At 74.2% G+C, this 13,051-nt stretch carries 14 protein-coding genes; 7 read left to right on the top strand and 7 right to left on the bottom strand.

Going from position 1 to position 13,051, the window contains the following annotated elements:
* Positions 1–69: 69 nt before the first annotated feature.
* Complete coding sequence (locus tag ACIHEJ_RS31275) at positions 70–357, bottom strand: DUF1905 domain-containing protein (RefSeq protein ID WP_400140448.1); 288 nt, start codon at positions 355–357, stop codon at positions 70–72.
* A gap of 115 nt (positions 358–472) precedes the next feature.
* Between ACIHEJ_RS31275 and ACIHEJ_RS31280 the strand changes: the two genes are divergently transcribed.
* Together ACIHEJ_RS31280 and ACIHEJ_RS31285 are read left to right on the top strand one after the other, a co-directional pair.
* On the top strand, positions 473–1,975 hold the full coding sequence (locus ACIHEJ_RS31280) for a metallophosphoesterase family protein (protein ID WP_400140449.1): 1,503 nt from the start codon (positions 473–475) through the stop codon (positions 1,973–1,975).
* Positions 1,976–2,055: 80 nt separating this feature from the next.
* Complete coding sequence (locus tag ACIHEJ_RS31285; RefSeq protein ID WP_400140450.1) at positions 2,056–3,084, top strand: LLM class flavin-dependent oxidoreductase; 1,029 nt, start codon at positions 2,056–2,058, stop codon at positions 3,082–3,084.
* 1 nt (position 3,085) lies between these two features.
* On the opposite strand, the gene ACIHEJ_RS31290 is transcribed toward ACIHEJ_RS31285, so the two are convergent.
* Positions 3,086–4,060 (bottom strand): TauD/TfdA dioxygenase family protein, encoded by a 975-nt coding sequence (locus tag ACIHEJ_RS31290; RefSeq protein ID WP_400140451.1) that lies wholly within the window; start codon positions 4,058–4,060, stop codon positions 3,086–3,088.
* Between the two features lie 52 nt (positions 4,061–4,112).
* Positions 4,113–4,994 carry a helix-turn-helix domain-containing protein gene (locus ACIHEJ_RS31295; RefSeq protein WP_400140452.1) on the bottom strand — a complete coding sequence of 294 codons (882 nt, stop codon included), beginning with the start codon at positions 4,992–4,994 and terminating at the stop codon, positions 4,113–4,115.
* Between the two features lie 149 nt (positions 4,995–5,143).
* Here ACIHEJ_RS31295 and ACIHEJ_RS31300 point away from each other — a divergent pair, with 149 nt between their 5' ends.
* The 3 genes from ACIHEJ_RS31300 to ligD are packed head-to-tail and all read left to right on the top strand — an operon-like array spanning position 5,144 to position 7,692.
* Positions 5,144–6,007 carry an oxidoreductase gene (locus ACIHEJ_RS31300; protein WP_400140453.1) on the top strand — a complete coding sequence of 288 codons (864 nt, stop codon included), beginning with the start codon at positions 5,144–5,146 and terminating at the stop codon, positions 6,005–6,007.
* A 59-nt stretch (positions 6,008–6,066) separates the two neighbouring features.
* Positions 6,067–6,678, top strand: coding sequence for a DNA polymerase ligase N-terminal domain-containing protein (locus ACIHEJ_RS31305; RefSeq protein WP_400140454.1), 612 nt, complete (start codon positions 6,067–6,069; stop codon positions 6,676–6,678).
* A gap of 6 nt (positions 6,679–6,684) precedes the next feature.
* The gene (ligD, locus tag ACIHEJ_RS31310) at positions 6,685–7,692 is read left to right on the top strand and encodes a non-homologous end-joining DNA ligase (RefSeq protein ID WP_400140455.1); all 1,008 of its coding nucleotides are present in this window, start codon (positions 6,685–6,687) and stop codon (positions 7,690–7,692) included.
* A 60-nt stretch (positions 7,693–7,752) separates the two neighbouring features.
* Here the strand turns inward: ligD and ACIHEJ_RS31315 are convergent, their stop codons facing one another.
* From ACIHEJ_RS31315 to ACIHEJ_RS31325, 3 genes are read right to left on the bottom strand one after another with little or no spacing between them, the layout of a single operon-like run.
* Positions 7,753–10,083 (bottom strand): SpoIIE family protein phosphatase, encoded by a 2,331-nt coding sequence (locus tag ACIHEJ_RS31315; RefSeq protein WP_400140456.1) that lies wholly within the window; start codon positions 10,081–10,083, stop codon positions 7,753–7,755.
* Between the two features lie 54 nt (positions 10,084–10,137).
* Positions 10,138–10,605, bottom strand: coding sequence for a peroxiredoxin (locus ACIHEJ_RS31320; protein ID WP_400140457.1), 468 nt, complete (start codon positions 10,603–10,605; stop codon positions 10,138–10,140).
* Positions 10,602–10,982 carry a hypothetical protein gene (locus tag ACIHEJ_RS31325; RefSeq protein WP_400140458.1) on the bottom strand — a complete coding sequence of 127 codons (381 nt, stop codon included), beginning with the start codon at positions 10,980–10,982 and terminating at the stop codon, positions 10,602–10,604. The genes ACIHEJ_RS31320 and ACIHEJ_RS31325 overlap by 4 nt, the downstream gene beginning before the upstream one ends.
* 277 nt (positions 10,983–11,259) lie before the next feature.
* Between ACIHEJ_RS31325 and ACIHEJ_RS31330 the strand changes: the two genes are divergently transcribed.
* Complete coding sequence (locus ACIHEJ_RS31330) at positions 11,260–11,850, top strand: SH3 domain-containing protein (protein ID WP_400140459.1); 591 nt, start codon at positions 11,260–11,262, stop codon at positions 11,848–11,850.
* Between the two features lie 202 nt (positions 11,851–12,052).
* Positions 12,053–12,838, top strand: coding sequence for an XRE family transcriptional regulator (locus ACIHEJ_RS31335; protein WP_400140460.1), 786 nt, complete (start codon positions 12,053–12,055; stop codon positions 12,836–12,838).
* A 63-nt stretch (positions 12,839–12,901) separates the two neighbouring features.
* On the opposite strand, the gene ACIHEJ_RS31340 is transcribed toward ACIHEJ_RS31335, so the two are convergent.
* Positions 12,902–13,051 carry a hypothetical protein gene (locus ACIHEJ_RS31340; RefSeq protein WP_400140461.1) on the bottom strand — a complete coding sequence of 50 codons (150 nt, stop codon included), beginning with the start codon at positions 13,049–13,051 and terminating at the stop codon, positions 12,902–12,904.

A 13,051-nucleotide genomic window follows, 5' to 3' on the forward strand; every position in this document is an offset into this window, starting at 1 on the left:
CCTATGAGACGGGGGGACGGACACCGGACGAACGGCCGGAAGTCGCCGGGTCGATTCCCGGCGTCGTCCTCACAGCCGCACGGTCATCTCCACGGCAACGGGATCGCCGGCCGTGAGCCCCTGCGGTGTCCGCACCGCGCTCTTGAGCGGCAGCAGATAGCCGCCGTCCTTGGGGAAGAGGGAGGTGGTGAAGGCGACGCCGCCGATCGTCGCCTCGACGGGGATCACGCCCCAGCCGTACGTCGCCAGGGCGGCCACCTCGCGGATGTCGGCGGATTCCGCGTCCGGCACGGCGACGAAGTAGTACGGCGACGGGCCCCGCCACTCCATCACGCGGCCGGTGAAGTCCAGTTGCATGCTTGCGACCCGCTTCCTGGAGGAGGGCCGGGGGTGTTCAGCCTATCGGGTCCCCGGCGCAGGGGCCGAGGCCCCGGCAACCCCCTGCGAGCGGTGCGTTGTTACCGTTCACGGCGTGTCTGACTCCTCACGCGATACCGCTCAGGGCGCCGGCTGGGGCTCGGCCGAGCGCGGCGCCTACCAGCAGCTGATGCCGGAACACGTCGAGAAGCTGTCGTGGCTGAATCCGCGGACCCTGTGGGCCGCCCGCAACGGCGTGCTGGCGTCCTGGTTCGGCGATCCCACCGGCCGCACCCGCAGCCGGTGGGTGGCGCAGCGGCGGGCGGCGGGAGCACCGGCCGACAAGGTGATCCGGCGGGAGGTACCCGAGCGGTTCTCCTTCCTGGTCATCGGCGACACCGGCGAGGGCGACGCCTCCCAGTACGCCGTCGTACCGGGTTTCCTGAAAGTCGGTCAGGACACGGAGTTCGCGGTGCTCGCCAGCGACGTGATCTATCCGGTGGGCAGCGCGGGCGACTACGGCACCAAGTTCTTCCGGCCCTACCAGGACTATCCCGCGCCGATCTTCGCGATACCGGGCAACCACGACTGGTACGAGGACCTCGGCGCCTTCATGCGCGTCTTCTGCGCCGACTCCCCGCCGCTCGCCCCCGAGCCCCGGCCCCGCCCGCTCGGCCGCGCCTGGTGGCGCACCCTGCTCTGGCACCGCCCCGGTCCCACCGACGAGCAACGACTCGCGCAGGCAAGGGCGTTGCGGTCGGCGCCGGGCCAGCGGGCCGAGCAGCCGGGGCCGTACTGGGCGATCGACGCGGGCCCGGTGCGGATCGTCGGCATCGACACCGGTCTGCTGGGCACGGTCGACGCCGAACAGGGCGCCTGGCTGCGGGAGGTGTCGAAGGGGCCGAAGCCGAAGATCCTCGTCACCGGGTCACCGCTGTACGTCGACGGCGAGCACCACCCGTGCGCCATCGAGGGCGGCGGCACGGTGGACGAGATCGTCCGCGCCCCCGAGCACCACTACGTGGCCGCGATCGGCGGCGACATCCACAACTACCAGCGCTACCCGGTCGACGTGGACGGCCGCACCGTCCAGTACGTGGTCGCGGGTGGCGGCGGGGCGTTCATGCACGCCACGCACACCATCCCGCGGGTGGCCGTCGGCGGTGTCACCGAGCGCGACTTCCGCTGCTATCCGCTGCGCGGCGACTCGCTCGCCTTCTACAGCCGTCTGTACGGCCGCCGGCTGCGGCTGCGCCGCCTGTTCCGGCTCACCGAGGCCGAGGCGACCGCGGTCGTCGCCGAACGCCTCGGCATCGAACCGGGCCGCGCGCCCGGCCCCGACGCCCGGGTCACCCGGCGTACCCGGCTCGTCGCGAGCCTCCTGGGCACCGGCAGCCGCCCCGACCGCGGCTCCCGGTTCCGGCTGCCCGTGAAGAAGATGTACACCCAGCTGTTCTCGCCGTCCTCCACCACCTACGACCCGCCGTTCTTCAAGTGCTTCCTGCGGCTGGACGTCACCCCGGACGCGGTCCGGCTGCGCTGCTTCGCCGCCACCGGCAACCGGGCGCAGGAACTCGATCCGCCGGTCGAGGACGAGGTCACGATCCCGCTGGAGTGAGCCACGGATCGCATCACACGGTCGTCACACTCGCCTGCCAGAATCGAGGTGGAGTCGTCTCACGACCGCTGGAGGAGCCCGTGCCGTCCACTCCCCGCCCGCTGCGCAAGCTGGGCTTCCTCACCATCGGGCTGTTCGACGCGGCGGACCCGGCCCGGGGTCACGAGTCCACGCTGGGGATCATCGAGCTGGGTGAGCGGCTCGGCTTCGACAGCGCCTGGGTCCGCCACCGGCATCTTCAGTACGGCATCTCGTCCCCGGTCGCCGTCCTGGCCGCCGCCTCGCAGCGGACCCGCCGGATCGAGCTGGGCACCGCGGTCATACCGCTCGGCTGGGAGAACCCGTTGCGGCTCGCCGAGGACCTGGCGACCGTCGACGTGCTGTCCGGCGGCCGGCTGAACCCGGGGGTCAGCGTGGGCCCGCCGATGCACTACGACCACGTCAAGGGCGCCCTCTATCCCGACACCGCCGACGCGGAGGACTTCGGCCACGAGCGGGTGCGGCGGCTGCTGGACCTGGTGCGCGGCAAGCCCGCCACCGACTTCAGCGGGGTGGAGGGGTTCGAGATCTACTCGGACGTGGTGCAGCCGCACTCCCCCGGGCTCGGGCGGCGGCTGTGGTACGGCGGCGGCAGCCTCGGGTCGGCGCGCTGGGCCGGCGAGCACGGCATGAACTTCCTGACCAGCAGTGTCGTCAAGGCGAAGGGCCGGGAAGGGCCGCTCGACTTCGCCGAGATCCAGCTGTCCCACGTCCGGGAGTTCCGCGCCCACCACCCGGACGGTGAGGCGGCCCGGGTCTCGCAAGGCCTGGTGGTGATCCCCACGGACTCGGCGACACCGCGACAGCGCGCCACGTACGAGGAGTACGCGGCCGGGCGGCTGCCGCGCACGGCCTCCCCGCAGGGCCCGGCGCGGCTGCTGTTCGCGCCGGACCTGGTCGGCACCTCGGCGGAGCTCGCCGAACGGCTGCATGCGCACGCCGCGTTCCGCGAGATCGACGAGGTGGCGTTCGCGCTGCCGTTCACCTTCGAGCACGAGGACTACGTGCAGATCCTCACGGACATGGCGACGAAGCTGGGCCCGGCGCTCGGGTGGCGGCCGGCGCGCTGACTCACCAACGGCCCGCCTCCGTCCCGGTGATCGGCTCCGACGGCCTGCCGTCCACCCCCACCGGTACGTCGCCCGCGAGCATCACCCGGTGCATGATCCGGGGGAAGCCCAGGTGGGCGTTGTCACCGGGGGCCAGGTGGATGGTGGCCCGGTTGTCCCAGAAGGCGACGCTGCCGGGCTCCCAGCGGAAGCGCACCGTGTACTCGGGGCGGACCGCCTGCTCCAGCAGCATCTCCAGCAGCGCCGCGCTCTCCGGGCGGGAGACGCCGGTGATCTGCTCCAGGTAGTAGCCGTTGACGAACAGCACCCGCTCCCCCGTCTCCGGGTGCACCCGCACCAACGGGTGCACGGACGCGACCTGGTGGTCCAGCAGATGGCGCAGGTAGGCGTCGTCGCCGGGGCGTGGCTGGTAGCCGACGCCCAGCCGGTGCTCGGCGCGCAGGCCGTCCACGAAGGCGCGCACCGGCGCGGACAGCCCGGCGTAGGCGGCGGCCAGGTTGGCCCAGGTGGTGTCGCCGCCGTAGGGCGGGACGGTCTCGGCGCGCAGGACGGTCGCGGCCGGCGGGTCGATCCGGGCGCCGTGGTCGCAGTGCCAGCCGCGCAGCAGGGTGTGCCGGCGACGCTGCAGCCACTCCTCGTGCTCCATGCCGTACCGGCCGCCCAGCTCCAGCCGGTCCGCGGTGGTCTCGACCTCGGGGTGGCCGGCGGGTGAGGCGCTGCCCCGCCGGCCGAGGACGACCGGCTCGCCGAACCGGCGGGCGAAGGCGACGTGCCCGGTGTGGTCCAGCTCCTGCCCGCGGAAGAACACCACCTTCCAGCGCAGCACGGCCTGCCGGATCAGGGCCACCACCGCCTCGTCGAGCGGTCGGGCGAGGTCGACGCCGGTGATCTCGGCGCCGATGTGCCCGGCGGCCGGCCGCACGGTCACGTCCGCGACCTGCGCCGAACCGCCCTGCGTGGCCCTGTGCGTCGTCATGCGCCCTCCGCTGCTGAGTCGGTGCCGGCCGGGCCCCGCGGGCTGCGGCGCGCTACGGCTCCTCGATCCGTTCCCGCTGATTCTGCCCCGGCTCCCGCGCGGTGCCGTGCTGCGGTGCGGCGAGGCTGCCGAGGATGTCCAGCAGCTCGGCGCTGCGGCTGCCGGGCTCGGCGTGGAAGACGACCAGGGTGAGTCCGGCGGCGCCCTCCACGGACAGCTTGTTCGAGTGCAGGTCGAGATCGCCGACCTGGGGATGGGTGAGGTGGCTGACCCGGCCGCGCCGGGGCCGTACCTCGTGCCGGGCCCACAGCGTGCGGAAGCGTTCGCTGCGCAGGGACAGCTCGCCCACCAGGTCGCGCAGCCTCGGGTCGTCGGCGTCCGCCCCCGCCTCGGCCCTGAGGGCGGCCACCCCCTCGGCGGTGAGGTCCTCCCAGTCGCGGCGCAGTTCGCGTTCGCCGGGGTCGAGGAGGACGGCCCGCAGCAGGTTGACGCCGGGCCGGTAGTTCGGGCTGAGGGCGGCGGCGAGGGCGTTGGCGGCCAGGCAGTCGGTGTAGCGGTTCTGGACGTAGGCGGGGTTGCGCGGCCAGCCGTCGATGAGCTGGAGGATGCTCGCCGGCACGTGCTGTGCGCGGCGGCCGGCCCGGGTGCCGGATGCGGGCCGCTCCTGGGCGAGGCCCACGAGGTGGGCGGTGGCGTCGGCGTCCAGCCGCAGCACCCGGGCGACGGCCTCGAGGACCTGCACGGACGGGTTGCGGTCGCGGCCCTGCTCGAGCCTCAGGTAGTAGTCGGAGCTGATGCCGGCCAGCAGCGCGACCTCCTCCCGGCGCAGCCCCGGCACCCGGCGCAGGCCACCGCCGGGCAGCCCCACGTCCTCGGGACGCACCCGCGCCCGGCGGGCGCGCAGGAACTCGCCGAGCGCGTTCGATCCGTCCATGTCACCACCGTACGGCCGCCCGGCCCGCGGTGACTGGCCCTGTCGCTACCAGGAACATCCGGGCCCTGCCACGGGCGGCGCGGACGGCGCAGGGTGGAGAGCGGGGTTCCGGAAGGGGTCCGGGGCCCGGACTTCTCGAGAGGTACGACATGACTGCACAGCTCGGCGGCACCATCAGCCCGGCCGACGGCCTCACCCTGACCCGGGTCGGCTACGGCGCCATGCAGCTGGCGGGGCCGCACGTCTTCGGCCCGCCGAAGGACCGCGACCGGGCCGTGTCGGTGCTCCGCGCGGCGGTGGACGCGGGCATCACCCACATCGACACGGCCGACTTCTACGGACCCGTGGTCGTCAACGAGATCATCAAGGAGGCCCTGCACCCCTACCCCGAGGACCTGCACATCGTGACCAAGGTCGGTGCCCGGCGGGGAGCCGACGGCAGCTGGATCATGTCGCGGCATCCCGAGGACCTGAAGGCACAGGTGCACGACAACCTCCGGCATCTGGGTGTGGAGGCCCTGGACGTGGTCAACCTGCGGCTGGGCGATGTGGACACCCCGAACGAGGACTCCCTCGCCGAGCAGTTCGGCGCCCTCGTGGAGCTGCGCGAGCGGGGGCTGATCCGGCACCTGGGCCTGAGTTCCGTGTCCGCCGCGCAGCTGGACGAGGCCCTGGCGATCGCACCCGTGGTGACGGTGCAGAACCTGTACAACCTGGCCGACCGGCAGGACGGCACGCTGGTGGAGCGGACGGCGGCCGAGAACATCGCGTTCGTGCCGTACTTTCCGCTCGGCGGCTTCACCCCGCTGCAGTCCGAGACGCTGTCGAAGGTCGCCGCCCGTCTGGAGGCCTCCCCGCAGCAGGTGGCGCTGGCCTGGCTGCTGCGCCGGTCGCCGAACATCGCGCTCATCCCGGGCACGTCCTCCCCGGAGCACCTGCGGGAGAACATCGCCGCCGCGAGTCTGACGCTGCCGGACGAGGCGGTCGCCGAGCTGGACGGCATCGTGGGCTGAACCGGCCCGCCGCTGGGTACCCGGGGGCGCGTGAGGCGTACGCACGGAAGGAGCCGGACGTGGCAGCGCAGGACCGGTTGCGGACCTACCGCGGCAAGCGCGACTTCGAGCGGACCCGCGAGCCGTCGGGGCGGGGCGCACCGTCCGGGGAGGAGGAGCCCCGGTTCGTGGTGCAGATCCACGACGCCAGCCGGATGCACTTCGACTTCCGGCTCCAGGTCGAGGACGTCCTGAAGTCCTGGTCGATCCCGAAGGGCCCGTCCTGCGATCCCGGGGACAAGCGGCTGGCGGTGCCGACGGAGGACCATCCGCTGGAGTACGAGGAGTTCGAGGGAGTCATCCCGAAGGGCGAGTACGGCGGCGGCACGGTGATCGTGTGGGACCACGGGACGTACGAGCCGCTGAGCCACGACCGCCGGGGCCGCCCGGTGGGGTTCGCCGAGTCCCTGGAGCGGGGGCACGCCACGTTCCGGCTGCACGGCGCCAAGCTGCACGGCGAGTACGCGCTCACCCGTTTCCGCGGCGGAGCCGACGAGGAGGAGGCCTGGCTGCTGGTGCGCAAGGGGCCGGCGCGGTCCGACGGGCACGGCACCCCGGATCCCCGGCGGGCCCGCTCGGTGCGGACCGGACGCACCCTCGCCCAGGTCGCGGCGGCCGACGGCGAGGAGTGAGCGGCCGTGTCCGGGCTGCTGGACGCGCTGCCCGACGGCCCGCGGCGGCTGCTGCGCCCGGCGCCGCCGGGTGCCGAACTGGCCGCCTCCCCGATGCTCGCCACGCTCAGCGACCGGCGAGACTTCGGCACGGACTGGCTGTTCGAGCGGAAGCTGGACGGCGTGCGGCTGCCGGCGGTGCGCGAGGGCGGCCGGGTGCGGCTGCTGTCGCGTACGGGGCAGCGGCTGGACGACAGCTATCCGGGGATCGTGGAGGCGCTCGCCGCGCAGGAGTGCGCCGACTTCACCGTCGACGGGGAGGTCGTGGCGTTCACCGAGGGCCGCACCGACTTGGCGCGGCTGCAGCGGCGGATGGGGCTGACCCGGCGCCGGGACATCGAGGCGTCCGGGGTCGCGGTGACGTACTACGTCTTCGATCTGCTGCGGCTGGAGGGCACCGACACCCGGGCGCTGCCGTTGCGGGTGCGCAAGTCGCTGTTGCGGCGGGCGCTCGCCTCCGGTGCCCCGCTGCGGCTGACCCCGCACCGCAACGCGGGCGGCGCCGAGTTGCTCGCCGACGCCTGCGGCCGGGGCTGGGAGGGGCTGATCGCCAAGCGGGCCGACGGGCCGTACCGGACGCGCCGGTCCACGGACTGGCTGAAGCTCAAGTGCGAGCAGGGACAGGAGCTGGTGATCGGCGGGTTCACCGAACCGGCGGGCAGCCGGGTGGGGTTGGGGGCGCTGATGCCCGGTCACTACGAGGGCGACCGCCTGCGCTACGCCGGGAAGGTCGGCACCGGCTTCGACCGGCGGACGCTGCTGGCACTGCGCGGGCGGCTGGACGGACTGCTCCGGGACTCCTCGCCGTTCACCGGTGTGGTGCGCGAGGGCCGGGCCCGCTGGGTGGAGCCGCGGCTGGTCGCGCAGATCGCGTTCACGGAGTGGACGCGGGACGGGATGCTGCGGCACCCGCGGTTCCTCGGGCTGCGCGAGGACAAGCAGCCGCGGGATGTGGTGCGGGAGCGGCCGGCCTGAACCGCCGGCAGGCGGCCCGTCGGTCAGGGGCGGCCCTTCAGTGAGGGGGCGGGCCGTCGGTCAGGGGTCGGGCAGCGGCTGTTCGGCCCAGATGGTCTTGCCGGCGCCGGTCTGCCGGCTGCCCCAGCGCTGGGTGAGCTGGGCGACCAGCAGCAGTCCGCGTCCGCCCTCGTCGTAGACGTGCGCCCGGCGCAGGTGCGGGGAGGTGGAGCTGGCGTCGGAGACCTCGCAGATGAGCGCGCGGTCGCGGATCAGACGGAGCTGGATGGGTGGTTCGCCGTAGCGGATGGCGTTGGTGACGAGTTCGCTGACGACGAGTTCGGTGATGAAGGCGGATTCCTCCAGCCCCCAGGCGGTCACTCGCTCGCCGGCGGCCTGCCGGACGACGGCGACCTCGGCGGGGTCGGGCGGCACGTCCCAGGTGGCGACCCGGTCGGCGCCGAGGGCGCGGGTGCGGGCGAGCAGCAGGGCGACGTCGTCGCCGGGCTGGCCGGGCATGACCGCCTTGAGCACGCTGTCGCACAGGGCGTCGAGGGAGTCGGCGGACGCGGTCAGGGCCCGGCGCAAGTCGTCGACGGCGCTGTCGCGGTCCCGGTCGCGGTCCTCGACCAGGCCGTCGGTGTACAGGGCGACGACGGAGCCCTCGGGCAGTTCCACTTCCGCCGCCTCGAACGGCAGTCCGCCGACGCCGAGGGGCGGTCCCGCGGTCATGGGCACGAACTCGGCGCGGTCACCGGGCAGCACGACGGCCGGGGCCGGGTGGCCGGCGGCGGCCAGCGTGAGCCGGCGGGAGATGGGGTCGTAGACCGCGTACAGGCAGGTGGCGCCGAGTTCGGCGACCTCCTCGCCGCTGTCGTCGGAGGCCAGGTGGGTGACCAGGTCGTCGAGGTGGGTGAGGAGTTCGTCCGGGGGCAGGTCGACGTCGGCGAGAGTGCGCACAGCGGTGCGCAGCCGGCCCATGGTGGCGGAGGACTGGATCCCGTGACCCACCACGTCACCGACGACGAGGCCGACCCGGCCGCCCGAGAGCGGGATGACGTCGAACCAGTCGCCGCCGATGCCGGCGAGCGATCCGCAGGGCAGATAGCGGTGGGCCACCTCGACCGCGGCCTGTCCGGGCAGGCCGCGTGGGAGCAGGCTGTGCTGGAGGGCCAGGGCGGTGGCGCGTTCGCGGGTGAAGCGGCGGGCGTTGTCGATGCAGACGGCGGCGCGGCTGGCGAGCTCCTCGGCGAAGACGGCGTCGTCGGGGCCGTAGTCGTCGGGGTGGGCCATGCGGACGCAGACGGCGACGCCGAGGGTGGTGCCGCGGGCCAGCAGGGGCACCGCGATCAGTGAGTGGACGCCCTGCCGGTAGGGGCGTCCCTCGGGCGAGCGGGCGTTGCGTTCCGCGAGCCACTGGACGAACTCCGGCTCCCCGGCCTGGCTGAGCACGGCACGGCCCTCGCGCAGGGCCCGGGCCGGTGCGGAGGGCGGCTCGTGGACGTGGGTGTCGCCGATGGGTACGGCCGCACCGGGGTTGCCCGGGCGGGTGGAGCCGTGGGCGACACGCCGCAACTCGACGTCGCCGTTCGGGACCATCGGCGGCTCGTCCGCTCCGAGCACCCAGTCGAGCAGGTCGACGCTGGCGAAGTCGGCGTAGCGCGGGACCAGGAGATCGACCAGTTCCTCGGCGGTGCGCACGACGTCCAGGGTGGTGCCGATGCCGGCGGACGCCTCGTTCAGCAGGGCGAGCCGGCGCCGGGCCCAGTACTGCTCGCTGCTGTCGAAGGCCGCCATGGCGACCCCCGTCAGCTCACCGGAGTCGGTGCGCAGCGGCCACATCTCCAGGCTCCACAGATGCTCCCGGTTCAGTGCGGGCGCGCCGGCGAAGGCCTCGTAGCGGACGGGCCGGCCGGTCTCGACGACCTCGCGGAGGTGGCGCAGGAAGCCCCGGTGGTACTCGGCGTCCGCGACGGTGTCCGGGAAGAACCGGCCCGTCAGCGCGGCCTCGGGGACGCCCATCACCTTGCAGGCGGCGTCGTTCAGGCGCAGGTAGCGCTGCTGGAGGTCGAAGACGGACATGGACATGGAGGCCTGCTCGAAGGCCTGGGCGGCCAGGGCGGCGCCGGGCGGGTCGACGGTGACGACGAAGCCGGCGGGCCGTCCTTCGGCACCGTCGACCGGGTGCGCGGTGAGGCACAGCTCGATGCGGTGGCCGTCACGGTGGCGCAGGACGGCGGTGCCGGTACGCGCGGCGAGCGCGTCGGCGGGGACGGCCGCGGCCAGCAGCTCGGCCGCCCGCCGGCCCACGACGTCCCCGGCCGGGTGGCCCGTGAGCAGCCGCGCGCCCTCGCTCCACCCGGTCACCCTGCCCTGGACGTCGATCACCGCCACCGCGGCGACAGGCTTCATACACCCCAGGATGGTGCGATCGTTCCCATGCCTCAAGCGCGGGGCCGGCCGGGCTCAGCGCTTGTGGGCGCGCAGGGCGGCGAGCGCCCGGTCGGCGTGGGTGTTCATGCGCAGCTCGCTGCGGACGACCTCCAGGACCGTGCGGTCCTCGGCGATGACGAAGGTGACGCGCCTGGTGGGAGCGAGGGAGAAGCCGCGCCGCACGCCGAACCGCTCACGGACCGTGCCGACGGCGTCGGAGAGCAGCGGCATGCCCAGGGTGTGCCGGCCCGCGAACTCCTGCTGCTTGTCGACGCTGTCGCCGCTGATCCCGACGGGGCGGGCGCCGACGGCGGCGAATTCCGCGGCGAGGTCACGGAAGTGGCAGGCCTCCGCGGTGCAGCCGGCGGTGAGGGCGGCCGGGTAGAAGAAGAGGACCACCGGTCCGTCGGCCAGCAGGTCGGTGAGCCGGCGGGTGGTGCCGGTCTCGTCGGGCAGCGCGAAGTCCTCGACCGTGTCGCCGGCCTCGATGCGGTCCGTCATGACCGTCCCTCCCCGCTGCGGGCGAGGCCGCGGGCCCACATCACCAGGGGCAGCTGGAGGGGCAGCCGGGCGAGGGCGGCCGCCTTCAGGGGCGCGGGCCGGTTGCGCCAGTCCACGGCCATCTGCACATTGGCGGGGAAGACCCCGACGAAGAAGGCGGCTGCGGCCTTCGCGGACACCGCGCGGGTCCGGGGCGCGGCCACCCCGGCCGCGAGGGCCAGCTCCACGGCCCCGCTGCCGTACGTCCAGGCCCTGGGGGAGCCCGGCAGCGCGCGGGGGATCATCGCGTCGAACTGGCGTGGTGCGGCGAAGTGGGCCACGCCGACCGCGGCCAAGAGGCCGGCGAGCAGCAGGGGTGAGCGTTCGGACCGGGACACGGTTCCTCCTCTGATGACCTGCCGCCGGATATTACTGGACGGTAGAGGTCCGGGTTCACCCGTCACGGAGAACGGGGTGACGTTCACCGACACGGGAAGGACGGCGGAACACCTCTCCCCCCGCACCAGGTGGCTCCACCTGCGACAGCACCGTGCGTCCCGGGGGACGTCCCGGGCGTTCCCCGGGACGCGGGGACGGCATTCTGACGGCTCGTCACGGCAAGGCTGGCCTCGTGATCACTACTCGTGGTCACGAGAACGACAGCCGGAGGTTTTCATGATCCGACGGACTCTCCAGAGCGGCCTGCTGGCCACGGTGGCGGTGCTCGCGCTCCTGCCCACGGCGGCCGCGGCCGGCCCCGCGAACGCCGGTGCCCCGCGCACGGCACCCGGCGTCACGGTCCCGCAGCACACCCATCGCGTCCACCACACCGGCCACAGCGCGTACCCCGCGCACCGCGTCCACCACCGCGTCCACCTCCGCAAGCACCCCACGCGCCGCGTCCACCGCCTGCACCGCTACACCGTGCGGGGAACGGCGTACCGCCTCGACATGCGCACGGCGACCTACCGCTTCACCCCGCAGGGCATGACGTACCGCGTCACCGCGCGCCGCGCGCCGTACCGCTACACCGCGCCGGCCGTCGGGCGTGTCGCCACGCACCGGGCCCGGCTCAACGTCCGCTCCGGGCCGGGCACCGGCTACCGGGTGGTCGGGCACCGGTCCCGGAACCGGCACGTGACGCTGATCTGCAAGGCGTACGGCTCCTCGGTCTACGGCAACCGCCTCTGGTACCGGCTGCCGTGGCACCGGGGCTACGTCTCCGCCCGCTACGTGCGGCCCGACCGCACCGTCCGCTGGTGCTGACGACCCGCCGCTGACGGCCCCGCGCCGTCGTACTCCCCAGCAGCCGAAGGCCCGTTCGGCGACCCCCGAACGGGCCTTCGGTGCATCCGTGTTTCACCGATCTCATACCTCCCCGGGCGTTGCTGGGGCCGCCTCCCCGGGAATCCATCCCGACAACAGGGGCGAAACAGCCCATAGCGGAACGGGAGTCGAGGGACGCACGATGCGGCACCCCCAAGGATCGACCACGCCGGACGAGCCGCTGGTGGCGGAACTGCGCGAGCTGAAGGACGGCACGGGGCTGAGCCTGGCGGCGCTGGCCGCCCGCACCCCCTACAGCAAGTCCGCCTGGCACCGCTATCTGTCCGGCGGCACACTGCCGCCCCGCCAGGCGGTGGAGGCGCTCTGCGGGCTGGCCGGCACCGACCCGGAGGCCGTGCTGGCCCTGTGGGACGCGGCCGAGGCGGCCGCGCCCGCGGACCCGCCCGAGGAGGCCGCCGCCCGGGGCCGACGGCCCCGCGCGCTCCGCCGCTTTCCGCCGTGGCTGCCGTTGTCGGCCCTGGGGCTGCTCGGCGTGGCCACCACGGTGGCCGCCGCCGTCGCGCTGTCCGGGCGCCCGGCGACCGCGCCGGCCGGGCAGCCCCTGTCGGCGGTGCCGCACTGTCACGGCCGGTCCTGCCAGGGCGAGTCGGCGGACGCCTCGGTCTGCGCCCGGGACGCGCGGACCGCCGCCACGGTCACCGCCCCGGGCTACGCGGTGCTGCTGCGCCACTCGCCGGCCTGCGGCACGGCCTGGGCGGAGGTGCGGCTGCGGTCGGCGCGGGCCCGTGAGGTGTCGGTGCGCAAGGGCGAGGACGTCCTGTCGGCCGGCTACCCGGCGGACGACTCCGCCGGGAACTGCAGCCCGATGCTCTCGGCGTCCTCCCCCCGGGGCGTGGAGGCCTGTGCCGAGGTGGACGGGATGCTGGCGTGCACCGGCCTGGACGTGGAGCCGGACGGCCAGGGCTGACCGCCGGGGACAGGCCGGCGCCGCACCCGGGTGGCGGGTGCGGCGTCGCGGGGCGGTGCGGGATCAGCCCGCGGCGACCGGCCGCTGTTCCGTGCCGCTGGACTCGGGACGCCGGGCCGAGCGCAGGGCGGCGATGCCGATGAACACCATGGACGACACACCGGCGAGGGCGAAGGCGGTGAAGCCCCGGTCGCCGTTGCCCGTCGCGAGCAA

This window comes from Streptomyces sp. NPDC052301 (assembly GCF_044593395.1).
Taxonomy (GTDB): Bacteria; Actinomycetota; Actinomycetes; order Streptomycetales; family Streptomycetaceae; genus Streptomyces.

Coding starts and splice junctions, on each gene's coding strand:
- ACIHEJ_RS31330 (WP_400140459.1), top strand. CDS start 11,260: ATGATCCGACGGACTCTCCAGAGCGGCCTGCTGGCCACGGTGGCGGTG.
- ACIHEJ_RS31290 (WP_400140451.1), bottom strand. CDS start 4,060: ATGACGACGCACAGGGCCACGCAGGGCGGTTCGGCGCAGGTCGCGGAC.
- ACIHEJ_RS31300 (WP_400140453.1), top strand. CDS start 5,144: ATGACTGCACAGCTCGGCGGCACCATCAGCCCGGCCGACGGCCTCACC.
- ACIHEJ_RS31320 (WP_400140457.1), bottom strand. CDS start 10,605: ATGACGGACCGCATCGAGGCCGGCGACACGGTCGAGGACTTCGCGCTG.
- ACIHEJ_RS31335 (WP_400140460.1), top strand. CDS start 12,053: ATGCGGCACCCCCAAGGATCGACCACGCCGGACGAGCCGCTGGTGGCG.
- ACIHEJ_RS31295 (WP_400140452.1), bottom strand. CDS start 4,994: ATGGACGGATCGAACGCGCTCGGCGAGTTCCTGCGCGCCCGCCGGGCG.
- ACIHEJ_RS31315 (WP_400140456.1), bottom strand. CDS start 10,083: ATGAAGCCTGTCGCCGCGGTGGCGGTGATCGACGTCCAGGGCAGGGTG.
- ACIHEJ_RS31275 (WP_400140448.1), bottom strand. CDS start 357: ATGCAACTGGACTTCACCGGCCGCGTGATGGAGTGGCGGGGCCCGTCG.